Source organism: Streptomyces sp. YIM 98790, assembly GCF_011421595.1.
Classification (GTDB): Bacteria; Actinomycetota; Actinomycetes; order Streptomycetales; family Streptomycetaceae; genus Streptomyces.
On sequence record NZ_WTLH01000102.1, the window covers coordinates 1 to 14656 of the forward strand.

Here is a 14656-nt window from a genome sequence, read left to right on the forward strand (position 1 = left end):
CTGCCGGCCGGCCCGGCGCCGGGCCGCCCCGCGGGCCGGGCACTGGCCCGGACCCGCTCGGCCAGCTTCCGCGGGCTGGTCAGAAACCCCCAGCCCCAGCTGAGATGCATGGTCGCCAGCGCCACCGGGATGCGCACCCGGGCCGCCGGCGGCAGCCCCTTGCCGGCCGGCAGCGACCCCACCGTGATGCCCGCCAGATAGCCGGCCGGGACCACCAGCCCCCACGGCGTCACGGTCGCGCCCGCCACCAGACCGGCCGCCATCGCCAGCAGCGCGGCCGGCGGAGCCAGATAGCGCGGATTGATCGAGCCGCGGTGATAGCGGGCCACCACCCGCCGCCACCGCCCGTAGTCCTTGTACTGCCTGGCCAGCGCCCGCACCGAGGGCCGCGGCCGGTACGACACCTTCAGCTGCGGCGAGAACCAGATCAGCCCGCCCGCCTGCCGGATGCGGAAGTTCAGCTCCCAGTCCTGGGCGCGGATGAACTCCTCGTTGTAGCCGCCCTGCTGCTCCAGCACCTCACGCCGGAACACCCCCAGATACACGGTCTGCGCCTCGCCCGCCTCGCCGCCGGTGTGGAAGGCGGCGTTGCCCACCCCGATCCGCGAGGTCATGGCCGCGGCCACGGCCCGCTCCCAGTCGGTCTCGCCCTCGGCGTGCATGATGCCGCCGACGTTCACCGCGCCGGTCTCGGCCAGCAGCCGCACGGCCGTGGCGATGTAGTCCGGCGACAGCATGCCGTGCCCGTCCACCCGCACCACCACCGGGTGGCGGGAGGCCCTGATCGCCGCGTTCAGCCCGGCGGGCGTCCGGCCGCTCGGGTTGGGCACGGTGATCACCCGGCCCCAGGACCGGCCGGCGGTCTCGGCCACCAGTTCGGCGGCGATCTCGTCCGTCCGGTCGGCGGAGGGGCCCAGCGCGATCACGATCTCCAGATCGCCGGGATAGTCCTGCCGCAGGATGTGCTCGACCGCGCTGCGCAGATGCCGCTCCTCGTTGAGGACCGGCATGATCACCGAAACCGCCGGGGTGCCGGACGGCGCGGACGACGGAGAAGACGAAGACGGGGTGGAGGAGTCGCTGCTCACCGGGTCACGGTACCGCGTACGGCGGAGCCCGTTGCGCCGCCCGGGTAGCCGCCCGGCCCGGGCGGCGGGTTGGCCCGGCGGGTCCGGCCCGGCTGTGCCTACCGTGGCACCCCGCCGGACTCGCGGAGGTGCCTCGCATGCCCGCACCCGCCAGCCGTCCCCGCCCGCCGCGCGGCACGGCCCCCCGGCCCGCCCGCCGGCCGGACCGCCGGTCCGGACCCCGGCCGCGCTGGGGGCTGCGGCTCGCCGGCACGGCCGCCGCCCTGGTACTGATCACCGGCGGGGTCGGGCACGCCATGGTGCGGGGTGTGGAGGACAGCGTGCGGCGGGTGGACCCGTTCAGCGGCCTGGACGACCGCCCCGAGGGCGGCGCGGGCCTGAACATCCTGCTGATCGGCAGCGACAGCCGGGAGGGCGTGTCCGCCGAGGACCGGAAGAAGTACCACCTGGGCCGGGTCTCCTGCAATTGCGCGGACACCATCATGCTGGTGCACCTCTCCGCGGACGGGACCCGGGCCAGCGTGATCAGCCTCCCCCGGGACTCCCGGGCCGAGCTGCCCGCCCACGAGTTCGCCCCCACCGGAGAGCATCACGAGGCCCACCGGGACAAGCTCAACGCGGCACTCTCGCACGGCGGCCCGCAGCTGATGGTGCGCACCGTGGAGAACATGACCGGGCTGCGGGTGGACCACTATGTGGAGGTCAACTTCGTCAGCTTCATCCGCACCGTGGACGAACTGGGCGGGGTGGAGGTGTGCACGGTCCGGCATCTGAAGGACGACAAGACCGGGCTGGACCTGCCGCCCGGAACCTCCACGCTGAGCGGCGGCGAGGCGCTCCAGTACGTGCGCAGCCGGAACGTGGACGCGTCCGCGGACTTCGGCCGGATGCAGCGGCAGCAGCGCTTCGTGGCCTCGCTGATCGACAAGGCGGTCAGCGCCGAGGTGCTGCTCGATCCGGGGAAGCTGCGGCGGACGGCCGCGGTGCTGCTGGACTCGGTGCGGGTCGATCCGGGCTTCGGGGCCGAGGAGATGATCGACCTGGTGCGGGCGCTGCACGGCTTCGGCCCGTCCTCGGCCGAGTTCACCTCGGTGCCCATCGGGGAGATCGGTGAATCCGCGCTGGTCTGGGAACAGCCCGCGGCGGACCGCCTGTTCGCCGCGATCCGCGAGGACCGGCCGCTGGCCCCCCACCCCACCGGCAAGGACGCCGGGAACACCAAGGACGCCGAGCAGACCGGGGCCGGCAAGCCCGGCAAGCCCGGCAAGGACGGCAAGGACGGCAAGGACGGCAAGGACGGCGAGGGCACCGCGGAACCCGGCGACGGCGGCGGGCAGGACGCGCCCGGCGAGGACCCCTCGGGGGTCGTCCCGGTCGACATCCCGCCGCGCGAGATCGAGGTGCGGGTGGAGAACGCCACCGCCCGCACCGATCTCGCGAAGCAGGTCACCGAGGAGCTGACCAAGAGCGGTTTCGCCGCCCGCGACGCCTCCGGAGGCGACCGGGCGGAGGCGGGGCGGCTCCAGACCCGCACCGTCATCACCCACGCCCCCGGGCACCGGGACCAGGCACTGACCCTCCAGGCCGCCCTGCCCGGCGCGCAGCTGCGGGAGGCCGAGGGCCACGGCCGGACCCTCACCCTCACCCTGGGCGAGGAGCACGAACGCGTCCAGCCGGTCCGCGACGCCAAGCAGCCGATCGACTCCGGTGCCTGGGAGGGCGGCGGCTACGCCGCCGCCACCGGCGACCAGATCAGCTGCCCCTGACCCCGCCTCCAGCGCCCCGGTGCGCCCCGCCGCTCAGCGGGTCTCGATGAAGGCGTCCGCCGGGCGGGCGGGCCGGGGAGCGGGGGGTACCGCGGGGAAGCCGACCGCCACCGCTCCCATCGGATCCCAGGCGGCCGGCAGATCCAGCTCGGCGCGCACCACCTCGCGGCAGAACATCGTCGACGACACCCAGGCCGAGCCCAGGCCCTCACCGGCCAGCGCGACCAGGAAGTTCTGCACCCCGGCCCCGGCGGCCACCACGAACATCTCCCGCTCCGCGGCCCGCCGCCGCGCGTCCGGGTAGGAGTGCGCGCCCTCGGCCACCAGGCAGGGCACCACCAGACACGGCGCCCGGCGCAGCACCTCGCCGCGCCGCACCCGCCGCGCGATGCTCTCCTCGCTGCGGCCGTCCGCCCGCAGATCGGCGATCCATGCCTGCCGCATGGCGTCCAGCAGCCGGGTGCGGGCCTGCTCCGACTCCAGCAGCACGAACCGCCACGGCGTGGTGTGGTGCGGGGCGGGCGCGGTCACCGCCGCGGCGACCGCCCGCCGCACGGCGGCCGGATCGACCGGCTGGTCCCTGAACTCCCGCACGGTGCGCCGCAGGGTGACGGCCTCCCGGACGGCCTCGGAGGTGCCCAGCCGGAACATGTCCGTCTCGGACGGCCGGATCAGATCCCGGGCCGACCCGCCGTCCGGCCCGGTCCCCGGCCCGGCGTCCGGCTCGCCGTCCGGCCCGGTCTCCAAGGCCGCGGGGGGCATCAGCCGCGCGGCCAGGCCGCGGATCACGGCCACCGGCCGCCCGCCGGTCTTGCCCTTGACCAGATCGGCCGCGGAGGCCAGCTCGTCGGCCAGCGCGGTCATGGTCACGCCCAGCGGGTTGCCGTAGGTGTCGGTGCCGCCGCGCAGATCGTCCATCACCCGCAGGCCGGACGCGCCGACCGCCACATCGGTCTGGCCCAGCCGCCACGGCCGGCCGAAGGTGTCGGTGACCACCACTCCGACCCGCACGCCCAGCAGTCCGGCCAGGCCCTCCCGGATGCGCCGGGCGGAGGCGTCCGGATCGACCGGCAGCAGCAGCACGGTGCCGGGCGGGGTGTTGGAGTTGTCCACCCCGGCGGCGGCCATCACGAAGCCGTGCCGGGACTCCACGATCCTGGTCCGGCCGTGGCGGGCGACCACCCGCACGCTCTCCGCGTCGATGGCGGCCTCGCGGTCCTCTGCCCGCACCAGCCGGCCCTCCGCCTTGCTGACGATCTTGGAGGTGACCAGCACCACATCCCCGTCCGCCAGCGCCCGGCCGCCGGGAACGGCGACGGCCGCGGCGATCAGCTTGGCGATGTCGTCCCCCGGCTGCACCTCGGGGATGCCGGGGACCGCCCATGCCTCGAACGCCCCGGTATCCGCGGCCGGCCGCTCCTGCCGGTGCTCCGTCATGCCGCGCGCACCTCCTCGGCCAGCGCCAGCGCCTCCCGGGCCATGGCCGCGGTGGCCTCCTGGCCGGTCATCAGCAGCGGTACCGCCCGGCAGCGGATGCCCGCCTTCTCCACCTCCGGAACGGCATCGGCGTCCTGCGGCGCGACCAGCCAGCCGTCCAGCAGTTCCGGGCCGTAGTGCCGGGCCACCGAGGCGGCATCGGCCGCCACGCCGATCGCGGCCAGCACCTTGTCCGCCATGCCGCGCACCGGCGCCCCGCCGATCAGCGGGGACAGGCCGACCACCGGTGCCGCCGATCCGGTCACCGCCTCGCGGATGCCGGGCACCGCCAGGATCGTCCCGATGCTGACCACCGGATTCGACGGCGGGAAGAGGATCACGTCGGCGGCGGCCAGTGCCTCGCTCACCCCGGGCGCGGGGGAGGCCGCCTCGGCGCCGACGGGCACGATCCCGTGGGCGGGGACCCGGGCCCGCAGCCGCACCCAGTACTCCTGGAAGTGCACCGCGCGCCGGCCGCCTTCCCCGTCCCCGCCGTCCCCGCCGCTCCCGCCGCCGTCCGCCGCGGCGGCGTCGATCACCACATGGGTCTCGACCCGGTCGTCCGTCATCGGCAGCAGCCGCACGCCGGGCCGCCAGCGGGCGCACAGTGCCTCGGTGACCGCGCTCAGCGGATAGCCCGCCGCCAGCATCCGGGTGCGCACGAGGTGCGTGGCGATGTCCCGGTCGCCCAGGCCGAACCACTGGGGGCCCATGCCGTAGGCGGCGAGCTCCTCCTTGACCGCGAAGGTCTCCCCGGCCCGGCCCCACCCCTGCTCCTCGTGAATGCCGCCGCCCAGGGTGTACATCAGGGTGTCCAGGTCCGGGCAGATCTTCAGGCCGAAGAGGTGGATGTCGTCCCCGGTGTTGCCGATGACGGTGATCTCGGCCTCCGGCGCGGCCGCCTTCAGGCCCCGCAGGAAGCGGGCGCCGCCGATGCCTCCGGCCAGAACCACGATGCGCTGCATGCGCTCAGTCTGTCAGCAGGCGGTGACACTCCGGTGCCTGGGGTGTGCGGCGGCGTGGCCGGAGGGGTGCGTTGCGGCCTCATCTCGGTCAGACCGGGGAAGCAGATGTGCAGACTGACGGCCGGTTCCAGTGCGGCATTGGTCATCTCATGCACAAAACCGGGCGCGAACACGCGGAGCGGGCCCGGGGCCGGCAGCCGCTCCCCGGCGCGGTCCGGCCGCCCGTGACCGCGGGGCCCGGGGGGAGCCGGCCGGGTATTCGCTCACATATGCGGTGAGTTCGCCCGCCGGCACGGTGAAGACTCCGTGCGGGCCGCCGTGCTCGTGCCGCCCGCTGCCCTGCCCCGGGAGCCGGCCCGGGGGCCTTGGCCGGCCCGGCGAACCGGCCGACGGCGGCCGGATGTTCCGGCTCGGGCGCCGGCAGGTGGGGCACCGAGACGGGATCACCCGCGATTTCGTTGTCGTTCTGCAGGGAGAACATGGGGCAGAGGTCTGTCCCCGGGATGAGGAAGGAGGGGCGGAGGATGCCGGCGGGCGCTCACCGGAGCCGGGATGTCACGCACCGTCAACTGACGGCGCCCGCTCCGTCATTGTTTCACCACATCCGGTGGAATCTGTCGCTGAAAGGTTTATGCGTCCAGGGAGCGGACAAGCGGGCCTCATTCGTGCCGCCTCCCGGTGCCCGGTCGCGTTGCCGATCTGTGATCTCGCTGTGATCGAGATCGCTCGCGCGGCCGCCCGGGAACGCCACCGGCGTTCGAGACGTCTCTCAGGGAGAGGCCGTCCCGGGCGGGGCGAAATGCCGGGATCCTGCCGGAAGACCGGTCAGGGTTTGTGGTGATTTGTACATTATTGACACGACTGTGGTGCCAGAGGGTGAAACATCGGGTCAATAGCAGATCGCGGCTTGACTGGTCCGGATCACCGCACTTGTAATTTCACTCGTGTCGTTCGAGTGGGATCGATAACGACGACATCACGGGGATGTACAGGAGGCGAGGGGCGCGATGGCCGAGATGTTCCATCAACTGCTGGACCAGGACGACGCAGAGGAACTCGGATGGCAGGAACGCGCACTGTGCGCCCAGACCGACCCGGAGTCCTTCTTCCCCGAGAAGGGCGGCTCCACCAGGGAGGCCAAGAAGGTCTGCCTCGCCTGCGAAGTCCGCTCCGAGTGCCTGGAGTACGCCCTCGCCAATGACGAGCGCTTCGGCATCTGGGGCGGCCTGTCCGAGCGCGAACGCCGCCGGCTGAAGAAGGCCGCCGTCTAGCCGCGTCCCCCGCCGCCGTCCCGCCGCCGGGCCCCGCTGCGCCCGCCCTGTGGACGGCGGCGGCCCTGACGGTGCGGGACGCTAGTGTGGGTCGCTGTCCGACGCCACCTGAAGCGAAGCCGGGGCCCGCACCTCGATGTCAGCCCAGTCAGCCCACCCAGAGTTTCCGCAGCACGTCGTCACCGCCGTGCTGGTCGCGCATGACGGCGCGCGCTGGCTGCCGGACGTCCTGACCGGGCTGTCCGGCCAGGAGCGCCAGGTGCAGGACGTCATCGCCGCCGACACCGGCAGCGCCGACAGCTCCGCCGCCCTGCTCACCGAAAGGCTCGGACCGGACCGCGTCCTGCACCTCGCGCGCCGCACCACCTTCGGTGCCGCGGTCGCCGAGGCGGCCCGCACCGCTCCCGTCCTCACCCCGGACGACCTGCGCTATCTGCGCCGTCCCGACGCCTGGGACCCGGTCACCCGCACCTGGGACACCAGCGCCTACGACCTGCCCGAGCTGCCGTTCGGCGAGCCGGTCCACTGGCTGTGGCTGCTGCACGACGACTCCGCTCCCGAGCCCGGGGCACTGCGCGAACTCCTCCGCCAGGCCGACGCCGACCCGGACGCAGCCGTCATCGGCCCCAAACTGCGCGGCTGGTACGACAGGCGCCAGCTCCTGGAGACCGGCGTCACCATCGCCCCCAGCGGCCGGCGCTGGACGGGCCTGGAGCGCCGCGAACAGGACCAGGGCCAGCACGACCTGGTCCGCCCGGTCCTCGCCGTCTCCAGCGCCGGCATGCTGATCCGCCGTGACGTCTTCGAACGCCTCGGCGGCTTCGACCGCCGGCTGCCCCTGATGCGCGACGACGTCGACCTGTGCTGGCGCGCCCACGCCGCCGGGTACCGGGTGATCGTCGCCCCCGACGCCGTGCTCCGGCACGCCGAGGCCGCCGCCCGCGAGCGCCGCTCCATCGACTGCGCCGGCCGCCTCGGCGGCAGCCCGCACCGCGTCGACAAGGCCGCCGCCGCCTACACCCTGCTCACCAACGCCCGGGGGCGCGCCCTGCCCTGGGCGCTGCTCCGGCTGGTCCTCGGCACCCTGCTGCGCATCCTCGGCTATCTGCTCGGCAAGGCGCCCGGCCACGCCCTGGACGAGGCCGCCGGTCTGCTCGCCACCCTGCTGCGGCCCGGCCGCATCCTGAAGGGCCGCCGCGACCGCCGCCACACCACCGCGGCCGACTTCCAGCCGGCCGGCATCCGCACCCTCTTCCCCCCGCCCGGCGCCACCGTCCGCGCCACCGTGGAACAGGCCGTCACCGCGGTCACCAGCCGCACCCAGAGCGGCGGCGGCCCGGTCGGCCGGCACGGCGGCGGACGCACCGCCGTCGAGTCCGGGCCCACCGACGACTCCGCCGAGGACTTCGAGGTCGAACAGTTCGTCTGGCTGCGCCGGCTCGCCCGCCGCCCCGGCCCGGTGCTCTTCGCCCTGCTGCTCCTGCTCTCCTTCCTCGCCTGCCGGTCCCTGCTCGGCGGTGGCGCGCTCGGGGGCGGCGCCCTGCTGCCCGCACCCGGCGACGCCGGAGCCCTGTGGGACCGCTATCTGACCACCTGGCAGCCGCTGGGCACCGGCGGCAGCCAGGCCGCCCCGCCCTACCTCGCCTTCCTGGCCATGCCGGCCACCGCGCTGCTCGGCAGCACCGGCGCGGTCATGACCGGACTCGTGGTGCTGGCCGTGCCGCTGGCCGGGATCAGCGCCTACCTGTGCTCCAAGCCGCTGCTGCCGTCCCGCGTCCTGCGCGCCTGGGGCGCCGTCGCCTACGCCCTGCTGCCCGCCCTCACCGGGGCCCTGGCCACCGGCCGGATCGGCACCGTGGTGCTGGCCGTGCTGCTGCCGCCGCTGGCCCGCTGCGCCGTGTCCACCACCGGCCTGGTCTCCGGCGCCGCCCGCGGACCGTGGCGGGCCGCCTGGGCCGGCGCCCTGCTGCTCACCGTCACCACCGCCTTCACCCCCGTCGTCTGGCCGCTCACCGCCGTGCTCGGGCTGGCCGTGCTGGCCCTGCCGCTGCGCCAGCCGCCCGGCGCGCGCCGGGCCCGCGGCCTGCGGCTGGCCGCGCTGCTGCTCACCCCGGCGCTGCTGCTCAGCCCCTGGTCCTGGCGGGTGCTGCTCAGCCCCGACCGGTTCCTGTCCGAGGCCGGGCTGCCCTACCCCACCGACCCGGCCTCCGCCGCGCAGCTGCTCACCCTCAGCCCGGGCGGACCGGGCACCACCGGCGCCTGGATCCTCACCGGCCTGCTGCTGGCCGCCCTGGCCGCGCTGCTGCGCCGGGACCGGCGGGCGGCCGTGACCACCGCCTGGGGCGCCGCGCTGATCGCCCTGCTGTTCGCCGTCTGGTCCAACGACGGCGACCACTGGGCCGGGCCGGCCGTGCTCGTCTACAGCCTGGCCCTGCTGTGCGCCGCCGCGGTGGGCGCGGACGGCGCCCGCGCCCGGGTCGCCGAGCAGAGCTTCGGCTGGCGCCAGCCGGTGGCCGCGCTGACCGCGGTGGCCGCGGCGGCCGGGCCGCTGCTGGCGCTCGCCGGCTGGGCCGCCGGCGGTGTCGGCGGGCCGCTGGAGCGCCGTTCGCCGGTCCAGGTCCCGGCCTTCGTGGCCGAGGAGAGCTCCACCAGCGACCAGGCCCGCACCCTGATGCTGGCCAGCGAGGGCGACACCGCCGACGGCACCCCGCAGCACGTGCGGTACGTCCTGGTGCGCGGTGCCGGTGCCCGGCTCGGCGACGGCGACCTCACCGAGCTCATGCCCGAGGACGACGCTCTCGGGCGGGCCGTCGCCGACCTGGTGGCCGGTACCGGCGCCGACCAGACGGCGGTGCTCAGCGACTACGCCGTGCGCTACGTCCTGGTCCGGCAGGGCTCCTCCGAGGGGCTCCAGCAGGTCCTGGACGCCACCCCGGGCCTGAAGCGGCTCAGCCAGGAGGACGGCAGCCCGCTGTGGCGGGTCCAGCGCGACACCTCCCGGGTCACCGTCCTCCCCGCCGAACAGCCCGCCGGGGAACCGGGCGAGGAAGCGGCCGGCGAAGCGGCGGAGAACGACGAAGCGGCGCAGGAGGAGGACACCGCCGGGGGGGACGCCCCCGCGGCACCGGGCGAACCGCTGGCGCTGCCCGCCGGGCCGATCGAGGTCCGCACCGAGCTGCCGGACGGCCCGGCCGGCCGCATCCTGCGCCTGGCCGACGCCGCCGACCCCGGCTGGGTGGCCACCGTGGACGGCAGCCCGCTGAAGTCCGTCAAGCTCGACGGCTGGGCCCAGGGCTTCGAACTCCCCGAGGGCGGCGGGCTGCTGGAGGTCACCTACGACTCCGGCTCCACCCACACCGCGTGGGTATGGACCCAGGGCTTCCTGCTGCTGGTGCTGACCGTGCTGGCCCTGCCCGGCCGCCGCCGGGAGCTCGACGACGACCTTCCGGAGGAGGCCGGCGGCTCCCGGGCGCAGCGCCCGGCCGCCGCCCCGGAGCGGGAACGGCCGGCCCCGCCGGCGGCCCCGGCCGAGGAGCCCGCCCGGGAGCCGGAACCCGAGCCCGAACCGGCCGGCGCCGCCGTGCCGCAGCAGCAGAGCTGGTTCGACCCCGCCTCCGGCGCCGCCACCCCCGGCTACCAGCAGGAATACGGCCACCAGGAGAGCGGCGGCTACTCCTACGACTCCTACCCGCAACCCGGCTACGACCCCGGCGGATACGGCGCAGGGCAGCCCTATCCCGCCGAGCAGTACCCGGCCGCCCCCTCCGTCCCCGGACAGAACCAGGGCGAATGGGACAGCGGACAGGACTACGGCCAGTACGACTACGGCAACGACTACGGTGACGGAGGCCGGCGATGAACGGAAACGCCCTGCGCCGCAGCCCCGCGCTCTCCCTGCTCGCCGCCGCGGCCGCGCTGGTCCTGATCGGCGGCCTCGGCACCCTCGGCGGCGACGGCGGGGACACCACCCCGGCAGCCCCGGCGGGCGAGGCCGCCCGGGCGCCGGTGGAGCGCACCGCCCTGGTCTGTCCCGAGCCCTCGGCCGTGGAGGAGGCCACCACCGACTACACCTCCTACAGCCCGGCGGGCGACGGACCGGCCGGCGACAGCCTGCCCGGCACCGCCGCCCTGTTCCCCATCGCCCGCTACACCCCCGACACCGGGTCCGGCGACGGGGACGGCAAGGACGAGGACGGCAAGGACGACGAAGAAGGCGAGGACGCGAAGGACGGGGAGGAGACGGAGGAGACGGCGGAGGAGCCCGCGCCGGAGCCCGTCGTGGAATCCGACGAGCCCGGCACACCGGTCGCGGCAACCGTCAAGGCCGGCAAGGCCACCGCCCTCGCCGGCGCCGCCGAGCACCGCGTCGCCCCCGGCTGGACCGTCCAGCAGAGCAGCGTCGTGGACACCGAGAGCACCCGCGGCCTGCTCGGCACCGCCTGCCAGTCCCCGGCCACCGACTTCTGGTTCGCCGGCGCCGCCACCGTGGACACCCGCCACGACTACATCCATCTCACCAACCCCGAGGACACCGGCACGGTGGTCGACATCGAGCTGTACGGGCCCGAGGGACCGGTCGAGACGAGCATCGCCGAGGACGGCATCTCGCTGCCCGGCCGCTCCAGCGTCGCCGTCCGGCTCTCCACCCTCACCGGAGAGCAGCACGCCGGGCTGGCCGTGCACGTCACCGCCCGCACCGGACGCATCGGCGCCCAGATCGAGACGGTGGACGAGCAGCTCGGCGCGGACTGGCTGCCGGCTGTCTCCGGCGGGACCGAGGGCCGGGTCGTGCTCCCCGGCATCCCCCCCGACGCCAAGACCGTCCGCCTGGTGGCCTTCACCCCGGGCGACGCCGACCTCAACCTCTCGGTCCAGCTCATCGGCCCCAGCGGCACCTTCACCCCGGCCGGGAACGAGAGCATCTTCCTGCGCTCCCGCCTGCTGGAGGCCGTGGAACTGGCCGACATCACCCAGGGTGAACCCGGCTCCCTGCTGCTCACCCCGGAGGGCTCGGTGACCGGCCCGGTGGTCGCCTCGCTGCGCGTCACCCGAGGCGACGGCAGCAAGCAGGAGATGGCCTTCGTCACCGGCACCGAGCCGGTGGAGGAGCGGGCCTCGGTCTCCGGAAATCTGCTCAAGGGCACCGAGCTGTCCCTGGCAGCGCCCGGCGAGACGGTCGAGGCGCGGGTCACCTGGTCCGCCGGGTCCGGCGGCGGCTCCGCGGTGACCGAGGAGATCACCGTGCCGGCCGGCACCACCGTGGCCGTCACCCCGGAGCTGCCGGAGGAGAGCGAGGGGCGCTACGCCGCCACCGTGGAACGGATCAGCGGCGGCGAGCTGTTCGCATCCCGGACGCTGACCATGGAGCGCGACAAGATCCCGATGTTCACCGTGCAGACACTGCCCGACGACCGCTCCCGGGTCACCGTCCCCGGCACCGGCGAGGACATCGGCATCCTGCTCCCCGACGACTGACCCGCGCACGACGCACGACGGACGACGCACACCCGGCCGGCCCGCGCGCGGGCCGGCCGCGGCGGTTCACTCCTCGCCGTAGCGGGGATCGACCGACTCGGGGGCCAGACCGAGCAGCTCGGCGGCCTGCTCCACCACCACCTCGTGCACCAGGTCGGCCCGCTCGTCCCGGTCCCGGGCGCGCAGCTCCACCGGCCGCCGGTACACCACGATCCGGTCGGGCCGCCCGCCCCGGCCGCGCACCACCCCGCCCAGCGGAACGCCGTCCGCCTGCGGATCGCCCTCCGGCGGTCCGGACAGCCGCGGCACCTCCTGCACCTCGAAGGCCACCCCCTCCAGCTGCGGCAGCCGCCGCCGCAGCCGCTCCGCCGAGTCCTGGACCAGGGAGGCGAAGGTCTCCGACCGGCTGGCGGAGAGCGGCACCTGCGGAGGCGCCAGCGGGCCGCGCATGCCGCGGCCGTGCCGGTCCCGGTGGCGCCGCACCGGCGGCCCGGGAACGGGGGAGGAGACGCTGCTCGGCTCGTTCTTCATCGCCTCTGACCATAGAGGACGCCGGGCGGTGGCAGGTCACCTTACGGGGCGAACCGGTACGTCCCGGCCAGGATGCGGCGACACGGCCGGGTGACGCCCGGGTGATGCGTCGCGGCCCGCTCAGGAGTGCGGTACGGTCCAACATCGTGAGCCCCGTCCGACGCTGTTCGCGAACCGCCTGCGGTCGCCCCGCCGTGGCGACGCTCACGTATGTCTACGCGGATTCCACGGCAGTTCTCGGCCCGTTGGCCACGTACGCCGAGCCGCACTGCTACGACCTGTGCGCCGAGCACTCCGAGCGGCTGACCGCCCCGCGCGGCTGGGAAGTGGTGCGCCTCGCCGTGGACACCACCGTCGCCCGCCGGCCCAGCGGGGACGATCTGGAGGCACTGGCCGACGCCGTGCGCGAGGCCGCCCGCACCCCGCCCCCGGCCGAGCCGCCGCCCGGCCGCGCCGCCCCCGGGGCCGACCCCATGGAGGTCGCCCGCCGCGGCCACCTGCGGGTTCTGCGATCGCCCGATTCCTGATCCCCGCGTAACATCCGGCCGGTACAGTGAACGGCGCCGCCGAGCGCAATGGGTGGCAACGGCTGCACACACCGTCAACCGAGACCCAAGGGGTGAGCTGTGCCGGACCTGTCGCAGATCGTCAAGGCATACGACGTGCGAGGCGTGGTCCCGGATCAGTGGGACGAGAACCTCGCCAGGCTGTTCGGGGCGGCCTTCGTCACCACGCTCCGGAACGCCGGTGAGGACCCCGCCACCGGCATCGTCATCGGCCATGACATGCGTCCGTCCTCGCCCGGCCTGTCCCGCGCCTTCGCCGAGGGCGCGGCCTCGCTCGGCACGGACGTCACCGAGATCGGACTCTGCTCGACGGACCAGCTGTACTACGCCAGCGGCGCGCTCGGCATGCCGGGCGCCATGTTCACCGCCAGCCACAACCCGGCCCAGTACAACGGCATCAAGATGTGCCGGGCCGGGGCCGCGCCGATCGGCCAGGACAGCGGACTGGCCGAGATCCGCTCCCTCACCGAGCAGTGGCTGGAGCGGGGCGCACCGGAACCGGCCGCCACACCGGGCACGATGACCGGGCGCGACACCCTCGGCGACTATGCCGGGCATCTGCGCACCCTGGTGGATCTGACCGGAATCCGCCCCCTGAGGGTCGTGGTGGACGCCGGCAACGGCATGGGCGGGCACACCGTCCCCACCGTCCTGGACGGGCTGCCGATCACCCTGGACGCGCTCTACTTCGAACTCGACGGCACCTTCCCCCACCACGAGGCCAACCCGCTGGACCCGGCCAACATCGTGGACCTCCAGGCCCGGGTGAAGGAGACCGGCGCCGACATCGGCCTGGCCTTCGACGGCGACGCCGACCGCTGCTTCGTGGTGGACGAGCGCGGCGAGCCGGTCTCGCCCTCCGCGATCACCGCCCTGGTCGCCGCCCGCGAACTGGCCAGGCACCCGGGCGGCACGGTGATCCACAACCTGATCACCTCCTGGTCGGTGCCCGAGGTGGTGCGGGAGAACGGCGGCACGCCGGTGCGCACCCGGGTCGGGCACTCCTTCATCAAGGCCGAGATGGCCCGGCACGGCGCGGTCTTCGGCGGCGAGCACTCCGCGCACTACTACTTCCGCGACTTCTGGAACGCCGACACCGGCATGCTGGCGGCACTGCACGTGCTGGCGGCGCTCGGCGGTCAGCCCGAGCCGCTGTCCCGGCTGGTCGCGCAGTACGACCGGTACGCCGCCTCGGGCGAGATCAACAGCCGGGTGGACGACCAGGCCGGGCGACTGGCCGCGGTGCGCGCCGCCTACGCCGGCCTGCCCGGCGCGACCGTGGACGAGATGGACGGCCTCACCGTCACCTCCGGCGAGTGGTGGTTCAACCTGCGCCCGTCCAACACCGAGCCGCTGCTCCGGCTCAATGTGGAGGCCCGCGACCAGGACACCGTCGCCAAGATCCGCGACGAGGTCCTGACCCTCGTCCGCGGCTGACCCGGCCGGCTCCCGAGGGCTGCGCCCCCGCCGCCGCGGCGGGGCGCGGCGGCCGGGCCGGGGTCCGGGGCGGCGCGCGGC

Annotated in this window: 10 protein-coding genes and 1 pseudogene; 6 read left to right on the forward strand and 5 right to left on the reverse strand. The window is 75.0% G+C overall.

Annotation, left to right across the window (positions count from 1 at the left end; translation table 11 throughout):
• Positions 1-1010 (reverse strand): glycosyltransferase family 2 protein (locus GQS09_RS17365; RefSeq protein ID WP_207957956.1); only part of this gene is annotated, 1010 nt, incomplete at its 3' end.
• 215 nt (positions 1011-1225) lie between these two features.
• On the opposite strand from GQS09_RS17365, the gene GQS09_RS17370 reads away from it, so the two are divergent.
• Positions 1226-2854, forward strand: a complete 1629-nt coding sequence (locus GQS09_RS17370; protein ID WP_165987224.1) for an LCP family protein — start codon at positions 1226-1228, stop codon at positions 2852-2854.
• 33 nt (positions 2855-2887) lie between these two features.
• Here GQS09_RS17370 and GQS09_RS17375 read toward each other — a convergent pair whose 3' ends face one another.
• The 3 genes and pseudogenes from GQS09_RS17375 to GQS09_RS31005 form a co-directional block, all read right to left on the reverse strand.
• Positions 2888-4291 (reverse strand): coenzyme F420-0:L-glutamate ligase, encoded by a 1404-nt coding sequence (locus GQS09_RS17375; protein WP_165987226.1) that lies wholly within the window; start codon positions 4289-4291, stop codon positions 2888-2890.
• Entirely contained in the window at positions 4288-5295 is a 1008-nt protein-coding gene (gene cofD, locus GQS09_RS17380) for a 2-phospho-L-lactate transferase (protein WP_165987228.1), read from the reverse strand. Before cofD ends, GQS09_RS17375 begins: the two co-directional genes overlap by 4 nt.
• Positions 5235-5776: pseudogene (locus GQS09_RS31005) on the reverse strand (cysteine dioxygenase). The gene cofD and the pseudogene GQS09_RS31005 overlap by 61 nt, the downstream one beginning before the upstream one ends.
• Before the next feature lie 526 nt (positions 5777-6302).
• Here GQS09_RS31005 and GQS09_RS17385 point away from each other — a divergent pair.
• The 3 genes from GQS09_RS17385 to GQS09_RS17395 all read left to right on the forward strand — a co-directional run bounded on the left by GQS09_RS17385 (position 6303) and on the right by GQS09_RS17395 (position 12041).
• Positions 6303-6566, forward strand: a complete 264-nt coding sequence (locus GQS09_RS17385; protein WP_165987230.1) for a WhiB family transcriptional regulator — start codon at positions 6303-6305, stop codon at positions 6564-6566.
• Positions 6567-6702: 136 nt separating this feature from the next.
• Positions 6703-10425: a glycosyltransferase family 2 protein gene (locus GQS09_RS17390; protein ID WP_165987232.1), complete on the forward strand. Its 3723-nt coding sequence runs from the start codon at positions 6703-6705 to the stop codon at positions 10423-10425.
• Positions 10422-12041 (forward strand): DUF5719 family protein, encoded by a 1620-nt coding sequence (locus GQS09_RS17395; RefSeq protein ID WP_165987234.1) that lies wholly within the window; start codon positions 10422-10424, stop codon positions 12039-12041. The genes GQS09_RS17390 and GQS09_RS17395 overlap by 4 nt, the downstream gene beginning before the upstream one ends.
• 66 nt (positions 12042-12107) lie before the next feature.
• On the opposite strand, the gene GQS09_RS17400 is transcribed toward GQS09_RS17395, so the two are convergent.
• On the reverse strand, positions 12108-12572 hold the full coding sequence (locus tag GQS09_RS17400) for a metallopeptidase family protein (protein ID WP_165987236.1): 465 nt from the start codon (positions 12570-12572) through the stop codon (positions 12108-12110).
• A gap of 104 nt (positions 12573-12676) precedes the next feature.
• Between GQS09_RS17400 and GQS09_RS17405 the strand changes: the two genes are divergently transcribed.
• Together GQS09_RS17405 and GQS09_RS17410 are read left to right on the forward strand one after the other, a co-directional pair.
• Entirely contained in the window at positions 12677-13099 is a 423-nt protein-coding gene (locus GQS09_RS17405; protein ID WP_165987238.1) for a DUF3499 domain-containing protein, read from the forward strand.
• A gap of 99 nt (positions 13100-13198) precedes the next feature.
• A complete protein-coding gene (locus GQS09_RS17410) occupies positions 13199-14575 on the forward strand; it encodes a phosphomannomutase/phosphoglucomutase (RefSeq protein WP_165987240.1) in 1377 nt (458 codons plus the stop codon).
• Positions 14576-14656 lie beyond the last annotated feature (81 nt).

What these genes read in the sequence shown, in the direction of transcription:
- GQS09_RS17370 (WP_165987224.1), top strand. Translation starts at nt 1,226, where the DNA reads ATGCCCGCACCCGCCAGCCGTCCCCGCCCGCCGCGCGGCACGGCCCCC.
- GQS09_RS17375 (WP_165987226.1), bottom strand. Translation starts at nt 4,291, where the DNA reads ATGACGGAGCACCGGCAGGAGCGGCCGGCCGCGGATACCGGGGCGTTC.
- cofD (WP_165987228.1), bottom strand. Translation starts at nt 5,295, where the DNA reads ATGCAGCGCATCGTGGTTCTGGCCGGAGGCATCGGCGGCGCCCGCTTC.
- GQS09_RS17385 (WP_165987230.1), top strand. Translation starts at nt 6,303, where the DNA reads ATGGCCGAGATGTTCCATCAACTGCTGGACCAGGACGACGCAGAGGAA.
- GQS09_RS17390 (WP_165987232.1), top strand. Translation starts at nt 6,703, where the DNA reads ATGTCAGCCCAGTCAGCCCACCCAGAGTTTCCGCAGCACGTCGTCACC.
- GQS09_RS17395 (WP_165987234.1), top strand. Translation starts at nt 10,422, where the DNA reads ATGAACGGAAACGCCCTGCGCCGCAGCCCCGCGCTCTCCCTGCTCGCC.
- GQS09_RS17400 (WP_165987236.1), bottom strand. Translation starts at nt 12,572, where the DNA reads ATGAAGAACGAGCCGAGCAGCGTCTCCTCCCCCGTTCCCGGGCCGCCG.
- GQS09_RS17405 (WP_165987238.1), top strand. Translation starts at nt 12,677, where the DNA reads ATGCGTCGCGGCCCGCTCAGGAGTGCGGTACGGTCCAACATCGTGAGC.